This is a genomic window from Psychrilyobacter atlanticus DSM 19335 (genome assembly GCF_000426625.1).
GTDB lineage: Bacteria > Fusobacteriota > Fusobacteriia > Fusobacteriales > Fusobacteriaceae > Psychrilyobacter > Psychrilyobacter atlanticus.
Genome location: NZ_KE384547.1, coordinates 170986 through 189824 on the forward strand (window position 1 = coordinate 170986; position 18839 = coordinate 189824).

General features: G+C 36.5%; 10 protein-coding genes, 2 tRNA genes, 4 rRNA genes and 1 riboswitch. Of the genes, 7 read left to right on the forward strand and 9 right to left on the reverse strand.

Annotation, left to right across the window (positions count from 1 at the left end):
- Positions 1-114 precede the first annotated feature (114 nt).
- Positions 115-231 (forward strand): 5S ribosomal RNA (rrf, locus tag K337_RS0101265).
- A 585-nt stretch (positions 232-816) separates the two neighbouring features.
- Here rrf (K337_RS0101265) and grdD read toward each other — a convergent pair.
- The 9 genes from grdD to K337_RS19715 all read right to left on the reverse strand — a co-directional run bounded on the left by grdD (position 817) and on the right by K337_RS19715 (position 8995).
- Entirely contained in the window at positions 817-1986 is a 1170-nt protein-coding gene (gene grdD, locus K337_RS0101270; protein WP_028854981.1) for a glycine/sarcosine/betaine reductase complex component C subunit alpha, read from the reverse strand.
- 13 nt (positions 1987-1999) lie between these two features.
- The gene (grdC, locus tag K337_RS0101275) at positions 2000-3535 is read right to left on the reverse strand and encodes a glycine/sarcosine/betaine reductase complex component C subunit beta (RefSeq protein ID WP_028854982.1); all 1536 of its coding nucleotides are present in this window, start codon (positions 3533-3535) and stop codon (positions 2000-2002) included.
- Positions 3536-3625: 90 nt separating this feature from the next.
- The gene (grdB, locus tag K337_RS0101285; protein ID WP_084140755.1) at positions 3626-4918 is read right to left on the reverse strand and encodes a glycine reductase complex selenoprotein B; all 1293 of its coding nucleotides are present in this window, start codon (positions 4916-4918) and stop codon (positions 3626-3628) included.
- Positions 4919-5205: 287 nt separating this feature from the next.
- A complete protein-coding gene (gene grdA / locus K337_RS0101290) occupies positions 5206-5682 on the reverse strand; it encodes a glycine/sarcosine/betaine reductase complex selenoprotein A (RefSeq protein WP_084140756.1) in 477 nt (158 codons plus the stop codon).
- A gap of 67 nt (positions 5683-5749) precedes the next feature.
- Positions 5750-7036, reverse strand: coding sequence for a glycine/sarcosine/betaine reductase component B subunit (locus tag K337_RS0101300; RefSeq protein WP_028854986.1), 1287 nt, complete (start codon positions 7034-7036; stop codon positions 5750-5752).
- A gap of 54 nt (positions 7037-7090) precedes the next feature.
- Positions 7091-7411 carry a thioredoxin TrxA gene (gene trxA, locus K337_RS0101305; protein ID WP_028854987.1) on the reverse strand — a complete coding sequence of 107 codons (321 nt, stop codon included), beginning with the start codon at positions 7409-7411 and terminating at the stop codon, positions 7091-7093.
- Positions 7412-7424: 13 nt separating this feature from the next.
- Positions 7425-8366 (reverse strand): thioredoxin-disulfide reductase, encoded by a 942-nt coding sequence (gene trxB / locus K337_RS0101310; protein ID WP_028854988.1) that lies wholly within the window; start codon positions 8364-8366, stop codon positions 7425-7427.
- Between the two features lie 29 nt (positions 8367-8395).
- Positions 8396-8776, reverse strand: coding sequence for a GrdX family protein (locus K337_RS0101315; protein WP_028854989.1), 381 nt, complete (start codon positions 8774-8776; stop codon positions 8396-8398).
- 126 nt (positions 8777-8902) lie between these two features.
- Positions 8903-8995: transfer RNA gene (locus K337_RS19715), tRNA-OTHER, on the reverse strand.
- A 436-nt stretch (positions 8996-9431) separates the two neighbouring features.
- Here K337_RS19715 and K337_RS0101320 point away from each other — a divergent pair.
- The 6 genes from K337_RS0101320 to K337_RS0101350 all read left to right on the forward strand — a co-directional run bounded on the left by K337_RS0101320 (position 9432) and on the right by K337_RS0101350 (position 18797).
- Entirely contained in the window at positions 9432-10451 is a 1020-nt protein-coding gene (locus K337_RS0101320) for a PTS sugar transporter subunit IIC (protein WP_028854990.1), read from the forward strand.
- A 297-nt stretch (positions 10452-10748) separates the two neighbouring features.
- Positions 10749-10840: riboswitch (glycine riboswitch) on the reverse strand.
- Between the two features lie 1589 nt (positions 10841-12429).
- Positions 12430-13948: ribosomal RNA gene (locus K337_RS0101330) — 16S ribosomal RNA — on the forward strand.
- Between the two features lie 286 nt (positions 13949-14234).
- Positions 14235-17178 (forward strand): 23S ribosomal RNA (locus K337_RS0101335).
- 89 nt (positions 17179-17267) lie between these two features.
- A 5S ribosomal RNA gene (gene rrf, locus K337_RS0101340) occupies positions 17268-17384 on the forward strand.
- The 16S, 23S and 5S rRNA genes sit together here with 1 tRNA gene alongside, the layout of an rRNA operon.
- Before the next feature lie 24 nt (positions 17385-17408).
- Positions 17409-17484: transfer RNA gene (locus tag K337_RS0101345), tRNA-Lys, on the forward strand.
- 161 nt (positions 17485-17645) lie between these two features.
- Entirely contained in the window at positions 17646-18797 is a 1152-nt protein-coding gene (locus K337_RS0101350; RefSeq protein WP_028854992.1) for a YibE/F family protein, read from the forward strand.
- Positions 18798-18839 lie beyond the last annotated feature (42 nt).

Consider the following 18839-nt stretch of genomic DNA (forward strand, 5'->3'; position numbering starts at 1 on the left):
AAAAACATTATTATATAGTTTTGAATGTTTAACCGTAAAGGTCATCACCAAAACACTAAGATTTATTTAATAAATCAAGGGTTTTGCGATAACAATATTCAATAAGAAAGTAAGCTTGGTAAGAAAAGCTACGGGGGTACACCTGGTCACATTCCGAACCCAGAAGTTAAGTCCGTAAACGCCGAAAGTACTTAGGGGGCAGCCCCTTGGGAGGATAGGAACTTGCCAAGTCTTTTTTATTTTTTGAAGAAATTCAAAAAGCTGAAGGAGTCATCAACTAATATTGATGGCTCTTTTTTTATGTATACTATCAAAAATAAAGTTTCAACCCTTAGTATTTTAAGTAGGAGGATTATAAATTTCGATTAGAATCTTAGGAAATATGTGTAATCTGCAATAAAAAGAAAAATCTGATTATTACTACTTCTGTTTCTTTTTTTAAGAGAAACCAAAAAATGAAAATGCGAGTAAAAAAAAGTATCCAAAAAGTGCTAGAAGTTTATATGTTGTTTTAGTAGAGTAAGCCACAATCGTTATTGTAGGAATAGTATAGCTGCTATAAATTCAGGTTGAGATTTTAACAAAAAATAAAATATTTTATCTGTGAAAACTAGAGCTTTTTAGTGTATCTCGATAGAGATCCGTGTTCAAAGGATTTAAAAGAAAGAAATAGAACGCGAACACTGTTGCATACACTGAAGGAACTTTGATGATTACGGATTTATAACTTAAAAAGAAGCCATCAATAAATTGATGACTCCTTTTTAGGTTAAACACTGGTCTAATAGTTGCAGTTCATTTCACTGAGATTAAATATTAGCAGCTAGTTTTTTCTACTGCGATATATTCATTTTCTCCTAAGATAACAATTGCTTTCTCTTTGTTAGCATCATTAACTAAGATGATTGGTCCTGTACAACCCATTCCTGCTTCTGCATAGATCCCATTTCTCATAAGTTCTAATGCTGCATCATCTAAGTCCATAATATCTATTCCTGATACTTGCGCTGTTACTACTTCTTTTTCTGGTTTTACAAATTCTTCTACTGGTTTTTTAGGTGCTTCAACAAAACTAGCTAAGATATCTTCATATCCTGCTTTTTTTATCATCTCATATTCTTTGCTTACGATTGCAGCAAGATCATTTTTTCCTAATAGTGCAGCATATTTTATTGCTCCTTCTACTACAGGTACTCCTGATGCTCTAGATAAGATTAATATAGTTCTCTTCATATCAAATGATACTCCTGGACCATATCCATATCCGTTTGCTTCATAAGATCCACCTGTTGAGTAAGAAGAAAACATCTTCATAAGAATATTTCCTGTTAAACTATCAGTTACCATTACATCTGATGATCCCATTAAAAGGTCATTTCCTCTCATGATTGTTCCACCATCTGCTCTTCTAGATTCACCAAAGTTAATTGCGTAACCATTGTCAGCTAATTTTCTAAGAGATCTTTCTACAGCTCTTGAGCTGTCTACATTTAAGATTCCAACAGTAGGATTAGCTATTCCAATTGCTTTAGCTGTTGCTATTCCATAAAGTGAGTTCTTAAACATAGCTTCTGTTCTGTTAGTAGCTGATGTTCCTGTTGTAGTTCCTATTAACATATCGTTTCCAAAAGCAGGTGTTACTACTCTACCTATTGTAGAAGTTCCTATTGGGAAACTGTAGTGCATAGTTACAGCTGAATTGATCTCTTTTGCGTCGATTAATTCTTCCATTCTTTTATGCGCTTCTGCTTCTGTATTAGCTTCTACAACTCTTAAAGCTGTCTCTACTTTAGGTCCGATTAAAACTACATCAAAGTCACCACTTAAAGCTGCTTTTTCAGCACCTTTAACGATGTTTTCTACTCCGTGCTCACTACCAATTGTAGTTATTCCTACACAGATTTTCTTTCCAAATGACCCTGTTTCCATGGCATTGGCTATATCTAAAAAGCTTTCACCTATCATTTTTTTAATATCTAAAGACATATAACTAACCCCCTTAACCTAAGAATTGAGAGGCAAAGTTTTTCATAGCTTCTGCAATCATTGTATTGATTTCATCTTTAGAAACTTTTCCTGCTTCCTCTGTAACACCTGTGTTTCTCTCTACCATGATAGATACACCATCGAATAAGTTAGTCATTCTTCCTAAGAATAATGATCCTTTTCCTACTACCATTACTCTGTTTAACTCACCTGTAGTTAATTCATCCATAGCAAATCCTAAGTAAGGTACTCCTGAAGGGATATGACCTTGTGTAGGTGCCCATCCAACCATTCCGTTATTTACAACGAAATCTTTCATAGCTTTCTTTTCGATATGTCCTTTCTTAACTCCACAAGCTCCGATCATCTTGTAGTTTCCTTCAGGTACATCTCCTGCTCCTGCTGGTTTTGTAACATCTGGGTTTTGCATCTCTACTGAGTACTTATCTACATCTGTGATTTTTAATCCAGCTCTTTCTAATGGCTCGATTACTAATGATGAGATAACTGCTTGAGGTGAAGATCCTGTTCCTACAGTATGTCTACCTACGAAATCAGTATTGATTACTGGACTAACTCCGTCATTTTCAGAGATTAAGATAGCAAATGCTCCTAATGTATCCTCTAAGATAGGTAAGTCTTTTTTAACATGGTCTTTACCGTTCATTCCTAATTTTGCTGTAGCTCCACCTGCAACTACTACAACGTTCTTGTACGTTCCAGCTTTTACTAATGATGCTGCGTTTATTAATGAATGAGTAGGTGCTGCACAGAATCCTCTAAGGTCTGATCCAGTTGCATTTACTGCTCCAGATGCTTCTGCGATAGCTTTAGCGAAGTTTCCTCCACCTCTTTGGTTCATATCTCCACAAGCTTCTTCTGAACATTCGATTACATAGTCGATAGTTGTAGGATCGATGTTGTTTCTTGCAATTAAGTTTTTAAATGCTAAGATTCCAGATGCTTTTACAACTAAGTTTTCAAATATTACATGTGAACTTAAGTTAGAGTCTACATCATGAGCTCTCTTAACACATCCAACTAATTTATCTTCATGGTATAATCCTTCTGCTCCCTCTTCATTTACTAAAGCTTCGATTACAGAGAAATCATGACCTTTGCTTAATTGAGCTTCGTCAGCTTCAGAATAGAACTCATAGTTTCTATATGCTTCTACTGCGTCAGCTAAGAATGCTGTTTCTAATAATACTAAGTCGAAAACGTCAGCTAATTTAACCATTACGATAAATTCTTTTTGAGCTAAGATCTCTCCGAATTTACCTTTGTTTGAAGAACCTTCAATATTTTTACCTACGAATGGCATTCCAACTTCTTTTAATTTTTCAGGAGTCATATTTCCAATGTAAGTTTGGTTAGGTCCGTAGTTTACTACTTCTTCATAAGTTCTATAACTGTTTCTGATATTTTTTAAATATTCAGAATCCGGGTTAGTATGTTTTTCAACTGTTTGTGTAGTTCCATTGTGTAAGATCATGTCTGGAGTATGCACTAAACAATATGCTGCTCCTTTTAAAACTGCAAAATTCATCTTTTATTCCTCCGATTTTTATTATATATTTATATTGCTATTAAAAAATAAGGGAAAGAGACAATAACTCTTCCCCTTATTTAAGTTTAATTATTTAACTTGGAATACTGTTTGTTCAGTAACTTCAGTAGTTAAAGAAGCTAAAGCTGTTTTAACTATGTCTTTTCTTATTTTCAATTGGTCTTCCGCACATAATGCAGGGTCTCCAAATGGATGTGGAATTGCTATTGCAGGAACTATTCTGTTAGCTCCTACTGTTAGAGAGATAGGAACTACAGTACAAATATGTACTACAGGTATTCCACTTTTTTCTATTTCTTTTACCATCGTTGCACCGCAACGAGTACAAGTTCCTCATGTAGAAGTTAGGATTACTCCGTCTACTCCTGCAGCAACTAGTTCTTTTGTGAATTCAGCTGCGAACGCTTTAGAGTTCTTTACTGAAGTTCCGTTTCCTGTTGTAGAATAGTAGTAAGGATGGATAGATCCGATTACTCCTTCAGCTTCAAATTGTCTTAAAGCATCTGTAGGAACTACTACGTTTGGATCGTCGTTAGCATATGTAGGGTCGAATCCTCCATGAGCAGTTTCTCCCATGTTTTCTAATTCATATCTACCATATTTTTGAGCTGATGAAGCTTCAATTCTATCAGGGTTTCCAGAAGGAACCATTCCACCAGAAGTAACTAATGCTATTTTAGCAGTTGATAAGTCTTTGATTGCCTTTCCAGGTTCAACATTATCAAATAATGGCATTGGATATTCAGTTACAAATTCCTCACCTTTTAATTTATTTACTAACATATCTACTGCTCTTTCAGCACCGACCTTTTCAGCGAAGTAATTCTGTCTTACTCCTCTTACATGGTATCCTTCTTCAGCTGGAGATCCAATAACTTCTTTCTTACCTAACTTTAAAGCAAGAGCTGCTAATGGCTTTATAGCCTTTCTCATTCCTGCTGCTGAGTTAGTTGTAGAAACAATATGAAGATCTTTTCTGTACATATCTACACCAGGGTTCTCAATGTACATAGCAGTAACTACAGGAATTCCTAATTCCTCTTTTACAGCTTTTGCGATAGTTCCACAAGCTACTCCGTATCTTCCTGCGTTGAAAGCAGGTCCTGCGATAAATAAGTCAGGCTTTGCAGCTTTTACCATTTCTAATATTTCTTTTGTAGCTTCTTCTACATTCTCATTTAAATAAGAATCTCCACAAATTACTGTTCCTACGATTTCTGCTTCTTCACCAAATTGTTGCATAAGAGCTGAACCAGGACCTACAATTTCATTTCTGAATTCAGGTTTGATATCAGCTTTTTCTTCTCCACCAATTCCGGCGAAGAATTGATTTATATAGTGAACTACTTTTATTTTATTCATTCAAATCCCCCGTAATTAAGACTATCTTGCATCGATATTGTATTACTAGGGATTATTAAATCCCTAGTTTATATTATAAATTTTTGATAATTGATTTTATTAAATTTGTTTCTATTATATAGGCTCACCTGAGCCATATGTTCAATGGATTTTTTCTGAGAATTATTTTGATTAAAGATTTGGTGTGTGCCTTGCATAAGGACACGGTTTCTGAATATGATCTCTTAGTTTTTTAGTTATTTTTTTATTGCTATTGTTGGTTCAGTTATTACAAGTTTTGCGAGAAATTAAAGGTATTTACAACCTTCTCCTCTGATTTCGTTCATTTCTTCTACGATTTCTTCTACTTCTAATACCATTTCCATCATTCCTACTTGCTCTTCAAATTTGTCTGCATCTACAGCACCTTTGAATTGATCTTCTAATACGTGGAATACTGTTAATCCTAACGCTTCGTTAGCTAGTACTCCTGAGAATGTAGGGTCTCCCATTGTTACTGTTTCTGCAGCTAAGCCAGATGCCTCTGCCTCTGCTGCTCCTAATATAACTACTAAGTTTTCTGGTCCATATTCAGTTGCGAAATCTTTAATTCTTTTTTGATTCTCTAAATCCATTGCTCCAGCAGCCGTTCAGACAAAGCATTCTGTAGAAGCAAATATTACTTCTACGTTTGCCATTGTCTCAGCGCACTCCTTTATAGCTTCTCCAGGTACACCGTCTCTATCTCCGACGATGATCAATTTTTTATTTTCATAATTAAACATGTGATGCCTCCTAATTGTTTTATTTATTTTTTAAACGCTATTCTTATAGAAGTTTTATTAATTAAAACTAGTACATTTTAGCTGTTAATTTGTTGAATCCTAATTCGTTTGTTGCACCAGTGATTATTTGGATCTCAGCTTCGATAGTTCCGTCAGCTTTTAATGAACCGTCAAATCCACCTGATAATGTATCAGTGTAGTCTAACATTCCGATAACTTTGTCCATTGGAGCTAAAGTTATCATTTGGTTAGCGTTTCCACCAGTTATTACTGCGTTAGCTGCTACGTCTGCATCTGCTAATGATTGAGATGATCCATCTCTACCAGCATACTCGTCAGTAACGATAACTGTTTTAACACCTTGAGCTTCTACTTTCTTACAGTTCATGATTAAGTCAGTATCAGGGTTTCCGAATCCTTCTTGAGAGATTACTACACCATCTAATCCTAAGTATTTAGTAAATTTAGCTGTCCAGTCAGATGATCTTTCTTTATCTGCTAAGTATACGTTTTCGTTAGTTATGATGATTCCCATGAAGTTGATTTCTTTTCCATGCTGCTTGTATAAGTTTTTGATGATTGGGTTATTTAAGTGATGGTAACTTGTATTTTTGTCACAAGCTGATACACAGTTTCCACTTAAGATAGCTCCGTCCATAACTTCAGTTGGATATAAGATAGTTGGTACTATTTTCTTAGCATCTACACCATATACATAAGTATCATGTAAAAGACCTTGAGTTTGTAACATGTATACATAAGCTACTTTTGGTAACTCAGGGTACTCGTTAGCTTGCTCTAATAAAGGTTTAGTTTCGAATACTTCGATATTATCAGGAGTAACGTTTTCTCCTAATTTACCTAAGTGTGCAGCGATTTTTAATCCAGCCATTCTAGCAGCTGCTTCATAAGCATGTGACTCGATTCCTTCTTTAGCTTCAATAACCATACATAAGTTATTTAACTTTGAGAAAGGACTGTAATCTGCTGCAACACCAGTCATGTCGATGATTCCTTCTTGGAATCCAACAATTTTACCACAAGTTACTACTGCAGACCCTTTTAGTACATGAGTTCTACCTTCTCCAACAGTTTTTACATTTGAGATAATTCCAGGGAAAATACCAGCTTTTCCTCCAACTTTTACTCTAGGCTCAATTACATCTTTAACAGGTGTAATTCTAACACTTTCTCCAGGCTTTGCTAATTCAAGTTTAACGTCAATGATTCTGTCATCCTCTAAAACAATTGCCTTAATTTCTTCCGCATTTACATGTAAAACACCGTTTTCTACTTTTGAGACATCTGCAAATTTTATATCTGAAATATTAATTTCTCCTAATTCTAAACGCAAATATCACACCCCCTTAAATTATTATAAAATAAACTTTGATTATTGCCAAAATATCTACTTGATGTTTTCAGCTAACATATTTTCAATGTTTTTTGCTGTTGCATCGTCTTTTGTTAATTCTGCTACTTTTTCTCCACCTTTATATAAAGTGATTGTAGGTAATCCTAATACTTTTTGCTTTATTGCCATTCTTCTTGCTTTACTTGTGTTTAATTTTACGAATTTAGCTTTATCAGCATTTTTTTCAGCTATTACTTCTAATTCAGGTAATAATGCTTGGCATGGTACACACCCATCACTATAATAGTCTACTAATACATAACCTTCTGCATTTAGTACTTCTTCTTCGAATGTTCCCTTATCTACGATTAACATAAATTGATCCTCCTTAAAATTTTTCTTCCATATATTTTTCAGCTAACGTTGCTGCGATTGCTCCATCAGCAGTAGCTGTTACTACTTGTCTAAGTGCTTTAGGTCTAATATCTCCTGCTGCAAATACTCCTTCTACATTTGTTCTCATTTCATCGTCAGTTTTGATATATCCCCAGTCATCCATTTCTATATGACCTTTGAATGTATCTGAATGTGGTACATAACCAACAAATGCGAATAATCCAAATGTTCCATCTTCTTCATCTGCTTTGTACTCTGTTAATTCTCCAGTTTTTAAGTTTCTGAATACTGCTGTTTCTAATATTCCGTCACCTTTTAATTCTTCAACTGTTGAATCCCACATAAATGCTAACTTGTCATTTTTAAACGCCTTTTCTTGAATAGATTTAGCTGCTCTTAATTCATCTCTTCTATGTACTATAGTTACTTTTCTAGCAAATTTAGTTAGATACATTGCTTCTTCAACAGCTGTGTCTCCTCCACCGATTACGAATACTTCGAAATCTTCAAAGAAGTCAGCGTCACATGTAGCACAATATGAAACTCCCTTACCAGTAAATTCAGCTTCTCCAGGACAACCCATCTTTCTAGGTGTAGCTCCAGTTGCTATAATAACTGACTTAGCTTTATACTCTTCTTTGTCACCTTTAACTATTTTGATGTCTCCAGAAAAATCTACATCTATTACATCGTCAGCTTTGATCTCTGCACCGAATTCTGTAACTTGCTCTACCATTCTAGCGATTAGAGATGGTCCTGTAGCTTCTCTTACAGATCCAGGATAGTTTGCTACTTCATGAGTTATAACAATCTGTCCTCCAGTTTTACTTTTTTCCAATACTAATGTAGATAATTTTGATCTTCCTGCATATAGAGCTGCAGATAATCCTGCTGGTCCTGCACCTATTACTATAAGGTCGTATATTTTTGACATTGTACCCTCCTAATATATATATATTTTATTTAATTATTTTGAGTTATACTTTCGACACCACTAGTAATGATATCGCAATCGATTAATTTGAAGTCACCTATAATTTTGTCTGTCCATCCTCTTCTTAAGACAAATTTTTTAGTAGTTATTATAGCATCTTCGATAAGTTTCAAAGAATCAAAGTTTAACTTAGTAGCTTCTTCAGATATTATTATTGATTTAAAAGGTGTTTCCCCAGGTTTGATACTCCCTGTCAATGGATGGGTTAAAATTTCGTGACCAATATGAACTTTTGATCTTGTGAATTCCATTATTTCTAAAAAGGTAGCATCTTCATGGTAATCCATAGGGTAAAGATCCTTATATTTTAAGTTAACCGAAGGATTGTTAGTTATTATTCTAAATTTCATTTTTCCCTCCTAAACAAGAGTAGTTGTTCTCTTTTTCACATTTTTTTCCAAAAAAATAAAAAGTATTCAATAGATATAGATACTTTTTAATTTTTATTTATTTTGATTATATTGATACTTATTTGATGGAATTATGAGGGAATCGAACCCACCTACAATAACTTAATATTGAAACTCGATTTTAATATCGGTAAGCACACCAGCGTCTTGTCTATTTCCAATTTAGTTATACTCCTTTTATAAAAAAAAGTCAACCACTAAAGTTAATATTTTTACTTTTTGTTTTGTATATAAACACATATTATGTTATTCTAATTTTTTTCATTCCCTTATTTAACAAGAGATTCGAGATGGTTAATAACTAAAATGTTGTTAGAAATTAATTTTTTTTATTTTTTGAGATTTTTTTTGAAAATGAGTTTTGAAACGAAACAAAACAGTTGCTTTAAATACATTGTTTTGGAAAAAAGATTAGAATTTAATTGACAAACGTCCATTAAAAGGTTATAAATTATAAGATTCACAATTATTTAAATAATCAAATGGCTCAAAACCAAGGTTTAATAAGAATTATTTTATTTATGTGTGAATTATTCGGATTATAGTGATTTTTTTCACAAATATCGTTCAATGTTTTTTAGGGGGAATTTATACAATGGAAATGTTAAAAGGAATGGCACTACTATTATTGGCACTATCATGTTTTTCAGCGTTCAGTCTTAAAGCACCAAATGGTCAAAAAGCCATGAGTGGTTTAGCAAATGCTGCAGTCGCTACTTTTTTAGTCGAAGCTTTACACAAATTTATTTCAGGAAATATGCTTGGTATTGCTTTTTTAGGTAATGTAGGTAACATCGTAGGTGGTCTAGGAGGTGTAGCATCAGGAAGTTTGGTTATGTTAGCTCTTGGTATTAATCCTGTGTTTGCTCTTGCTACTGGTCTCGCACTTTCTGGAATGGGAATTTTAGAAGGATTTATCGTAGGATATGCCCTTTCGTTCTTAGTTCCACTTATAGAAAAACACTTACCTGAAGGAGTAGACGTTATTGTCGGCGTACTTGTTTTAGCTCCTCTAGGAAGATTTATCGCAGAAGCAGTTTCACCTGTTGTTACTATTACTCTTAATCAATTAGGAGAAATGATATTAAACGCTTCAAATCAATCTCCAATACTTATGGGACTTCTTTTAGGAGGGCTTATTAAGGTTATTTGTACAGCTCCTCTAAGTTCCATGGCTCTTACAGCTATCTTAGGTTTAACAGGACTACCTATGGGAATAGCGTGTGTGGCTTGTTTCGGTGGTTGTTTTGCAAACGGTATAACATTCTACAGACTTAAATTAGGAAGTAAAAGTAAAGCTATCTCAATGATGTTAGAACCTCTCACACAAGCGGATATAGTTACAGCTAACCCAGTTCCTATATTCAGTTCCAGTTTTGTTGGTGGAGCTCTTGCAGGTTTATCTGCTGCATATTTTAATATTATTGCTGATGCTCCTGGAACTGCATCTCCTATTCCTGGTTTACTCACTCCATTTGCATTTAATCCAGCTGGAACTGTTGCGTTAGCTATGTTCTTTGCGATGATCGGTGGTATAGCTGGTGGATTTATAATGTCGACACTCTTCCTTGCAATTAAAGACAAGAAAGAATCAAAAAGTATGATACAGGCATAGTTAATCATAATCTATTGAACTTTTACATTAGAGATAATGTTTAAGTTTGATAGGTTATTTTTTTTTGATAGACCATTACATTAGTAGTTTTTATTATTTAGTTTTTTACAAATTTATAAAAGCTAGATTGAAAAAATGAAAGCCTTCTAGAGTCAACTGAGGGATCATAATTTTATAGAATTTATAATATTTAAGTTTTGTTTGAAAAAGAGTGAAACATCAAAAAAGGTCATACTATTGTATGACCTCTGAATTAAGAATTGGTTAAAATAAAAAAATAAACTTTTCATGTTTTTTTATATTTCCACTGTCCTTTTACCTGAGAGATTCGCCTAAATTAGGTTTGCTCCTTCGGTGACTTATTTAAAAGTCTCTCCAGAGGTTCGTCCAGTAGGTGTACTTATTCACTCATGAGTGAAAACCTGAAAGTTTTACTTCTTCGGTGCTCTAATTTTCTAGAGTCTCTCCACATACCTTCGTCCGATTTTGTATTCAATTGTTTTATCTAGTACTAATTTATTACATTTATCGTGTTTTGTCAACATTTTATTTTATTTTTTCATTTTTTATTAATCGCGATTAGTAAATTTTACAAAAAACATACTAATCGCGATTAGTTTTATTTACTATATATATGCAACCGCAATTAACATGGCGTGGAGACACAATTTTAGATTTTACTTTTGATAACAATTTTATAAATTTATTTTAAACAAAGGAAGGTCGCTTAATTTTTAATATTAGTTTAATCTCAGATATAAATTAATTTTTTGTTGATTCACGTTGATTTTGTAGATCTATTATAGGAAGAATATTTAGAATTTTAAAAAAATATACAACTTTAAACTTTTATGAAACTCGAAAAAAATTACTTATGATGTTAATAATGTATTAAATAAATATTAGAATAGAAATATGTTAAGGTTTGTTAGAATTAAATAAAGTGTTTTGTTTGGTAGTGTATAAATAAAAAGAGTGGATTACGAGAAGTGTATTATTATATATATATTTAAGATTATTAATCGGTTTTGATTTAGTTATAGAAGCTGAAGTAGCATATTTATAATCCGTCACTGTTTAGAAAAACTATATTATGAAATTAATCAACGATCAATTAACAATATTATAATCTGAATTATTATAGAGATCATTTGTGAAAGATATTTATAAAATTGGAAAACAAGATAGTGTTGATATGAAGGTGAAAGATGAGGGGGGGGTTGTTTTAATGATTCGAGTCATGGTGTTTTATCCAGTTTTAATATTATTTTGTATTCTCCTTAAATCCTTTTATTATAATTATAGAGAAAAAGGTTTGGAGTTGATCTTTAATTAAAAGTCTTGGCACAATTTTCTAAAAGTTTAAATTAAGTATTGTATATATAATAATACTTTTTATAGATATATCGTTATGACTTAATAATTTCTTTGTTTAGGGGGGGATTAGAGTTACGTTTTTCTAGATTTTAAAATTGATATTTAAAATCAATTTAATTATCTTTTAAATCTTCACTATTAAGAAAAAAAGTATTAAAACCTTTTGTTACTACTAAAATAGTGTAGGACTATATTTAGAATGGAAATGGTCTTAAAAATTTTTTAATAATTTTCAAAGTTGATAACACATGCGTTTTATCGGTTGTAGATCAATAAAATAGGTTGTTGTAGAGGTGTGGTTGGTGTTTTATCCACGTTTTAGTAATTGTTTTGGAAAAATACAATAAAAAAACAAAATAATCCTTGACGAAAAGCTGTAAACGCGGTATACTTCTTCTTGTGCATCAGAGAAACATCTTTGAAGCCGACTAAAGGACATTAGCAATTAAATAGAGAAAGAAAGTGTAAATTAAAAACTCAATTGTCGTTTAAAACTTTGTTTTAAACAATCGATTAAGGTGTACAGTGGAATGAACCACTATAAAAATAATTATCTTTTAATAGATAGCTAAACTTCATTTATGAAGTTAGGATATAAATTTGAATGTAGAGTTTGATCCTGGCTCAGGATGAACGCTGACAGAATGCTTAACACATGCAAGTCGACTGGAATTCTTCTTCGGAAGATAGTACGGTGGCGGACGGGTGAGTAACGCGTAAAGAATTTGCCCTTCAGACTGGGACAACTAATCGAAAGGTTAGCTAATACCGGATATTATGAGACCTTGGCATCAAGGACTTATGAAAGCTATATGCGCTGAAGGAGAACTTTGCGTTCCATTAGGTAGTTGGTAGGGTAATGGCCTACCAAGCCGACGATGGATAGCCGGCCTGAGAGGGTGAACGGCCACAAGGGGACTGAGACACGGCCCTTACTCCTACGGGAGGCAGCAGTGGGGAATATTGGACAATGGACCAAAAGTCTGATCCAGCAATTCTGTGTGCACGATGAAGGTCTTCGGATTGTAAAGTGCTTTCAGGTGGGAAGAAGAAAGTGACGGTACCACCAGAAGAAGCGACGGCTAAATACGTGCCAGCAGCCGCGGTAATACGTATGTCGCAAGCGTTATCCGGAATTATTGGGCGTAAAGCGAGTCTAGGCGGCTTGTTAAGTCAGATGTGAAAATGCGGGGCTCAACTCCGTATTGCGTTTGAAACTGGCAGGCTAGAGTACTGGAGAGGTGGGCGGAACTACAAGTGTAGAGGTGAAATTCGTAGATATTTGTAGGAATGCCGATAGTGAAGACAGCTCACTGGACAGATACTGACGCTAAAGCTCGAAAGCGTGGGGAGCGAACAGGATTAGATACCCTGGTAGTCCACGCCGTAAACGATGTTCACTGGGTGTAGGGGGTCGAACCTCTGTGCCGAAGCTAACGCGATAAGTGAACCGCCTGGGGAGTACGCACGCAAGTGTGAAACTCAAAGGAATTGACGGGGACCCGCACAAGCGGTGGAGCATGTGGTTTAATTCGACGCAACGCGAGGAACCTTACCAGCACTTGACATACAACGAACTCGTCAGAGATGACTTGGTGCCGCTTCGGTGGAACGTTGATACAGGTGGTGCATGGCTGTCGTCAGCTCGTGTCGTGAGATGTTGGGTTAAGTCCCGCAACGAGCGCAACCCCTATCGTATGTTACCATCATTAAGTTGGGGACTCATGCGAGACTGCCTGCGACGAGCAGGAGGAAGGTGGGGATGACGTCAAGTCATCATGCCCCTTATGTGCTGGGCTACACACGTGCTACAATGGTTGGTACAGAGAGCAGCAATACCGCGAGGTGGAGCAAATCTCAGAAAGCCAATCTTAGTTCGGATCGCAGTCTGCAACTCGACTGCGTGAAGTTGGAATCGCTAGTAATCGCGAATCAGCAATGTCGCGGTGAATACGTTCTCGGGTCTTGTACACACCGCCCGTCACACCACGAGAGTTGGTTGCACCTAAAGTAGCAGGCCTAACCATTTATGGAGGGATGTTCCTAAGGTGTGATTAGCGATTGGGGTGAAGTCGTAACAAGGTATCCGTACCGGAAGGTGCGGATGGATCACCTCCTTTCTAAGGAGCACTTTATGAGATCAGTTTACTGATCTATATAAAGAATATTTACGCGTCTCTTTCTCTATTTATTTGGTAATGTTCTCTTTTTTGAGAGAAAATACCAGTTGGACATTGAAAACTATATAGTAATGAAATAATAAATTAACAATTTTATTAGATCTTCAAGTTATGTGAGAGCATAACGATAATTAACGAAGAGTTAGAAATAACTGAACGTAAATTAGATTTCAAAAATTCTAAAAACAAATTAAGCAAAAAATATTAAAATTCTATTTTAATAATAGGTTAAGAAATTAAGGGCGCACGGAGAATGCCTTGGTAGTAAGAGCCGATGAAGGACGTGATAAGCTGCGATAAGCTAAGACAAGCTGCAATTGAGCGTAATAGTCTTAGATTTCCGAATGGGTAAACCTACTAGTTTGAAGAACTAGTGTGGAAACGGGAACCGGATGAACTGAAACATCTAAGTAATCCGAGGAAGAGAAAGTAAAAACGATTCCCTAAGTAGCGGCGAGCGAACGGGGAAGAGCCCAAACCGAACAAGTGTGATAGCATGCAGGCGTTGCTTGTTGGGGGTAGTGGGATACAGAGTAGCAGATCTGCAAAGTCTGCGCTTGACTAACAGAGGTACTAGAATGAACTGGAAAGTTCAACCGTAGAAGGTGATAGTCCTGTATAGGGAACTTATGTTAGCAAGTCACTGTAATCCCAAGTAGCACGGGACACGAGAAACCCTGTGTGAATCAGCGAGGACCATATCTCGTAAGGCTAAATACTCTTACTAACCGATAGTGAATAGTACCGTGAGGGAAAGGTGAAAAGAACCCCGGGAGGGGAGTGAAATAGAACCTGAAACCGTGTGCTTACAAGCGGTCAGAGCAGAGCCTTCGGGCGTGTGATGGCGTGCCTTTTGGAGAATGATCCTGCGAGTTACGATCAATGGCGAGGTTAAGTATAACGGAGCCGAAGGGAAACCGAGTCTGAATAGGGCGAATTAGTCGTTGGTTGTAGACGCGAAACCTGGTGATCTATGCCTGTCCAAGATGAAGCTGTGGTAAGACACAGTGGAGGTCTGAACCCACCGTCGTTGAAAAGCCGGGGGATGAGGTAGGTATAGGGGTGAAAAGCCAATCGAACCAGGAGATAGCTCGTTCTCTCCGAAATGCATTTAGGTGCAGCCTTGATTGTTTAAATATGGGGGTAGAGCACTGAATGGTCTAGCGGGCATATTGCTTAGCGAAATCAATCAAACTCCGAATACCATATTTCAAGAGATCAGGAGTGAGACTATGGGTACTAAGATCCATGGTCAAAAGGGAAACAGCCCAGACCACCAACTAAGGTCCCAAATTATATCTAAGTGGGAAAGGAGGTGGAGATTCTGAAACAACCAGGATGTTGGCTTAGAAGCAGCCATACATTTAAAGAGTGCGTAATAGCTCACTGGTCGAGAGTCTCTGCGCCGACAATGTAACGGGGCTAAGATATAAACCGAAGTTGTGGAGTATACACTATGTGTAGACTGGTAGGAGAGCGTTCCGTAGGCCGTTGAAGGATAAGGGGTAACCCAATCTGGAGGTATCGGAAGTGAGAATGCAGGAATGAGTAGCGAGAAAGAGGGTGAGAATCCCTCTCGCCGGAAAACCAAGGTTTCCAGAGTAAAGCTTGTCTTCTCTGGGTAAGCCGGGACCTAAGCCGAGGCTAGATTGCGTAGGCGAATGGAAAGCAGTTTAATATTACTGCGCCACTATAATTTGTTTGAGAGATGGAGGGACGCAGAAGGGTATGTGCGCAGACTGTTGGATATGTCTGTGTAAGCATGTAGGATGGAACCGCAGGAAAATCCACGGTTTTAGATCTGAGGTGTGATGCGGAGTGTTTGTAATGAACACGAAGGTACAAATCCCACGCTGCCGAGAAAAGCTTCTATTGAGAATTATAGTGCCCGTACCGTAAACCGACACAGGTGGTTAGGATGAGAAATCTAAGGCGTACAGGCTAACTCTCGCTAAGGAACTCTGCAAAATGGCCCCGTAACTTCGGGAGAAGGGGTGCCATTAAAGGTGATAGAAACACGCGTTCTTGAGCTTTTGATGGCCGCAGTGAAGAGATTCGAGCAACTGTTTAGCAAAAACACAGGTCTATGCTAAGCTGAAAGGCGATGTATATGGGCTGACACCTGCCCAGTGCCGGAAGGTTAAGAGGAGGGTTTAGCGACTCAAATTGAAGCCCCGGTGAACGGCGGCCGTAACTATAACGGTCCTAAGGTAGCGAAATTCCTTGTCGGGTAAGTTCCGACCTGCACGAATGGTGTAATGACTCGAATGCTGTCTTGGCGGGAGGCCTGGTGAAATTGTACTACCGGTGAAGATACCGGTTACCTACAGTAGGACGGAAAGACCCCGTGGAGCTTTACTATAGCTTGGTATTGGGTTGAGATGTTATGTGTATAGGATAGTTGGGAGACTGTGAATGTGTGGCGCTAGCTGCATATGAGTCGCTGGTGGAATACCAACCATATAACATTTTGATTCTAATCTGTGATGTGTAATCATGGAGACAGTGCTAGGTGGGTAGTTTGACTGGGGCGGTCGCCTCCGAAAGAGTAACGGAGGCGTTCAAAGGTTCCCTCAGGTTGGATGGAAATCAACCGAAGAGTGCAATGGCATAAGGGAGCTTGACTGTGAGATAGACACATCGAGCAGGTGCGAAAGCAGGACATAGTGATCCGGTGGTTCCGAATGGAAGGGCCATCGCTCAACGGATAAAAGCTACCCCGGGGATAACAGGCTGATTTTGCCCGAGAGTCCATATCGACGGCAAAGTTTGGCACCTCGATGTCGGCTCATCGCATCCTGGGGCTGGAGAAGGTCCCAAGGGTTGGGCTGTTCGCCCATTAAAGCGGTACGTGAGCTGGGTTCAGAACGTCGTGAGACAGTTCGGTCCCTATCCACTGTAGGCGTAAGAATATTGATGAGATCTGTCCTTAGTACGAGAGGACCGGGATGGACAAACCTCTAATGTACCAGTTGTCATGCCAATGGCATAGCTGGGTAGTCACGTTTGGAATGGATAACCGCTGAAAGCATCTAAGCGGGAAGCCAACTCAGAGATAAGTATTCTATCATTGATAAGTCACCTTCGAGACTAGGAGGTTGATAGGTTGGGGGTGTAAGGGCTGTGAAGTCTTTAGCTGACCAATACTAATATGACGAACACTTTACCTAAAGTAAAATTGATTTAGAAGAAAAGAGTTAATTTAAAAAACATTATTATATAGTTTTGAATGTTTAACAATATTCAATAAGAAAGTAAGCTTGGTAAGAAAAGCTACGGGGGTACACCTGGTCACATTCCGAACCCAGAAGTTAAGTCCGTAAACGCCGAAAGTACTTAGGGGGCAGCCCCTTGGGAGGATAGGAACTTGCCAAGTCTTTTTTATTTTTTGTAAAAACATGCGCCACTAGCTCAGCTGGTACAGCACTCGACTTTTAATCGAGTTGTCACAGGTTCAAACCCTGTGTGGCGCACCATAATTTATATAAATATCGGAGCCATCAATTAATTTTGATGGCTTTTTTTGTTATTTTATTTTTTATAAAACTTGAAAAAAGTAGTAGCTTAGTTTATACTTAAATACAATGTGAAAAAATAAAAAAATGTTTTTAAATGACAAAAAAAGGATGATTTTAGGATGACGAAGCATAAAAAAATATTGATAGTTATGGTAATTATATCTATTATAGGGATAATTTATACATCGCTGGCAGTAAATAAGAATTTCGGAGTGCAGAAATATTTTAACTACGAATTTGTAGATGGGGAAGTTTTATCCATAAAGGAAGAAACTATAAATCCAGATCCATTGATCCCTGGAAGATATGTTGGGAAACAAAAGATAGAGGTTAAAATATTAGAAGGACTCCATAAAGATCAGGTATATAGTGTGATAAATGTATTGAGTAACAGACATAATATATTTGCTAAACCAGGAATGAAAGCTATATTCACAGTTAGAGAGAAAGACGGAAAGGAACATGTATGGTTCTATAACTATAAGATGGATCGGTATATTTATGTGTTGATTGGCTTATTTTGCTTGAGTTTAATTGTTTTTGGACGTTTAAGCGGAATCAAATCAATATTGTCCCTTGTGTTTACAGGAGTAGTTATAATATTCATTCTCATACCTATAATATTTCGAGGTGGTAATCCCATCCCCTGGGCAATATTATTATGTTCAATAATAACAGTAGTAACATTTTTGTTGATAGGTGATTTTAATAGAAAAACTTATTCGGCTATACTTGGAACTATTGCAGGGGTGATGATCTCTGGAATAATCTCCTACATTTTTGGAAATTTAGCTAAATTGACAGGAATCCATATGGAAAAAGGTGAACAAATTTTATATCTGGCTGCAGATTATCATGTGAAGATAAACGGTCTTATGTTTACCTCTATATTGATAGCATCTTTAGGGGCTATCAATGATGTGGCTATGTCAATTGCATCATCATGTAATGAGCTATGTAAAAGAAACCCGGATATTCACCTAGATGATCTCTTTATGTCACTTATGGATATAGGAAAAGATATAATGGGGACTATGACCAATACATTAATTTTGGCATTTACTGGAAGTTCACTGAATCTCATGCTTATGATATGGGGATTTCAGATGAATACTAAACAATTTATAAATATGCCAGTGATAGCAATAGAACTTATCCAGGCTTTATCTGGAAGTATAGGAATAGTTTTGACAGTTCCTATAACAGCCAGTATTTCTGTCTACCTAATAAGGAAAAAAGGTGGATTATTTTTTAAAAGAGAAAAGAATTAATTATGGAATAAAATTTTAATATAGAAAAACAAGGAGGGAAAG

Bases quoted from the DNA above. Each gene is read 5' to 3' on its own strand.
- K337_RS0101350 (WP_028854992.1), top strand. From the start codon at position 17,646: ATGACGAAGCATAAAAAAATATTGATAGTTATGGTAATTATATCTATT.
- K337_RS0101315 (WP_028854989.1), bottom strand. From the start codon at position 8,776: ATGAAATTTAGAATAATAACTAACAATCCTTCGGTTAACTTAAAATAT.
- K337_RS0101320 (WP_028854990.1), top strand. From the start codon at position 9,432: ATGGAAATGTTAAAAGGAATGGCACTACTATTATTGGCACTATCATGT.
- trxA (WP_028854987.1), bottom strand. From the start codon at position 7,411: ATGTTAATCGTAGATAAGGGAACATTCGAAGAAGAAGTACTAAATGCA.
- grdC (WP_028854982.1), bottom strand. From the start codon at position 3,535: ATGAATTTTGCAGTTTTAAAAGGAGCAGCATATTGTTTAGTGCATACT.
- trxB (WP_028854988.1), bottom strand. From the start codon at position 8,366: ATGTCAAAAATATACGACCTTATAGTAATAGGTGCAGGACCAGCAGGA.
- grdD (WP_028854981.1), bottom strand. From the start codon at position 1,986: ATGTCTTTAGATATTAAAAAAATGATAGGTGAAAGCTTTTTAGATATA.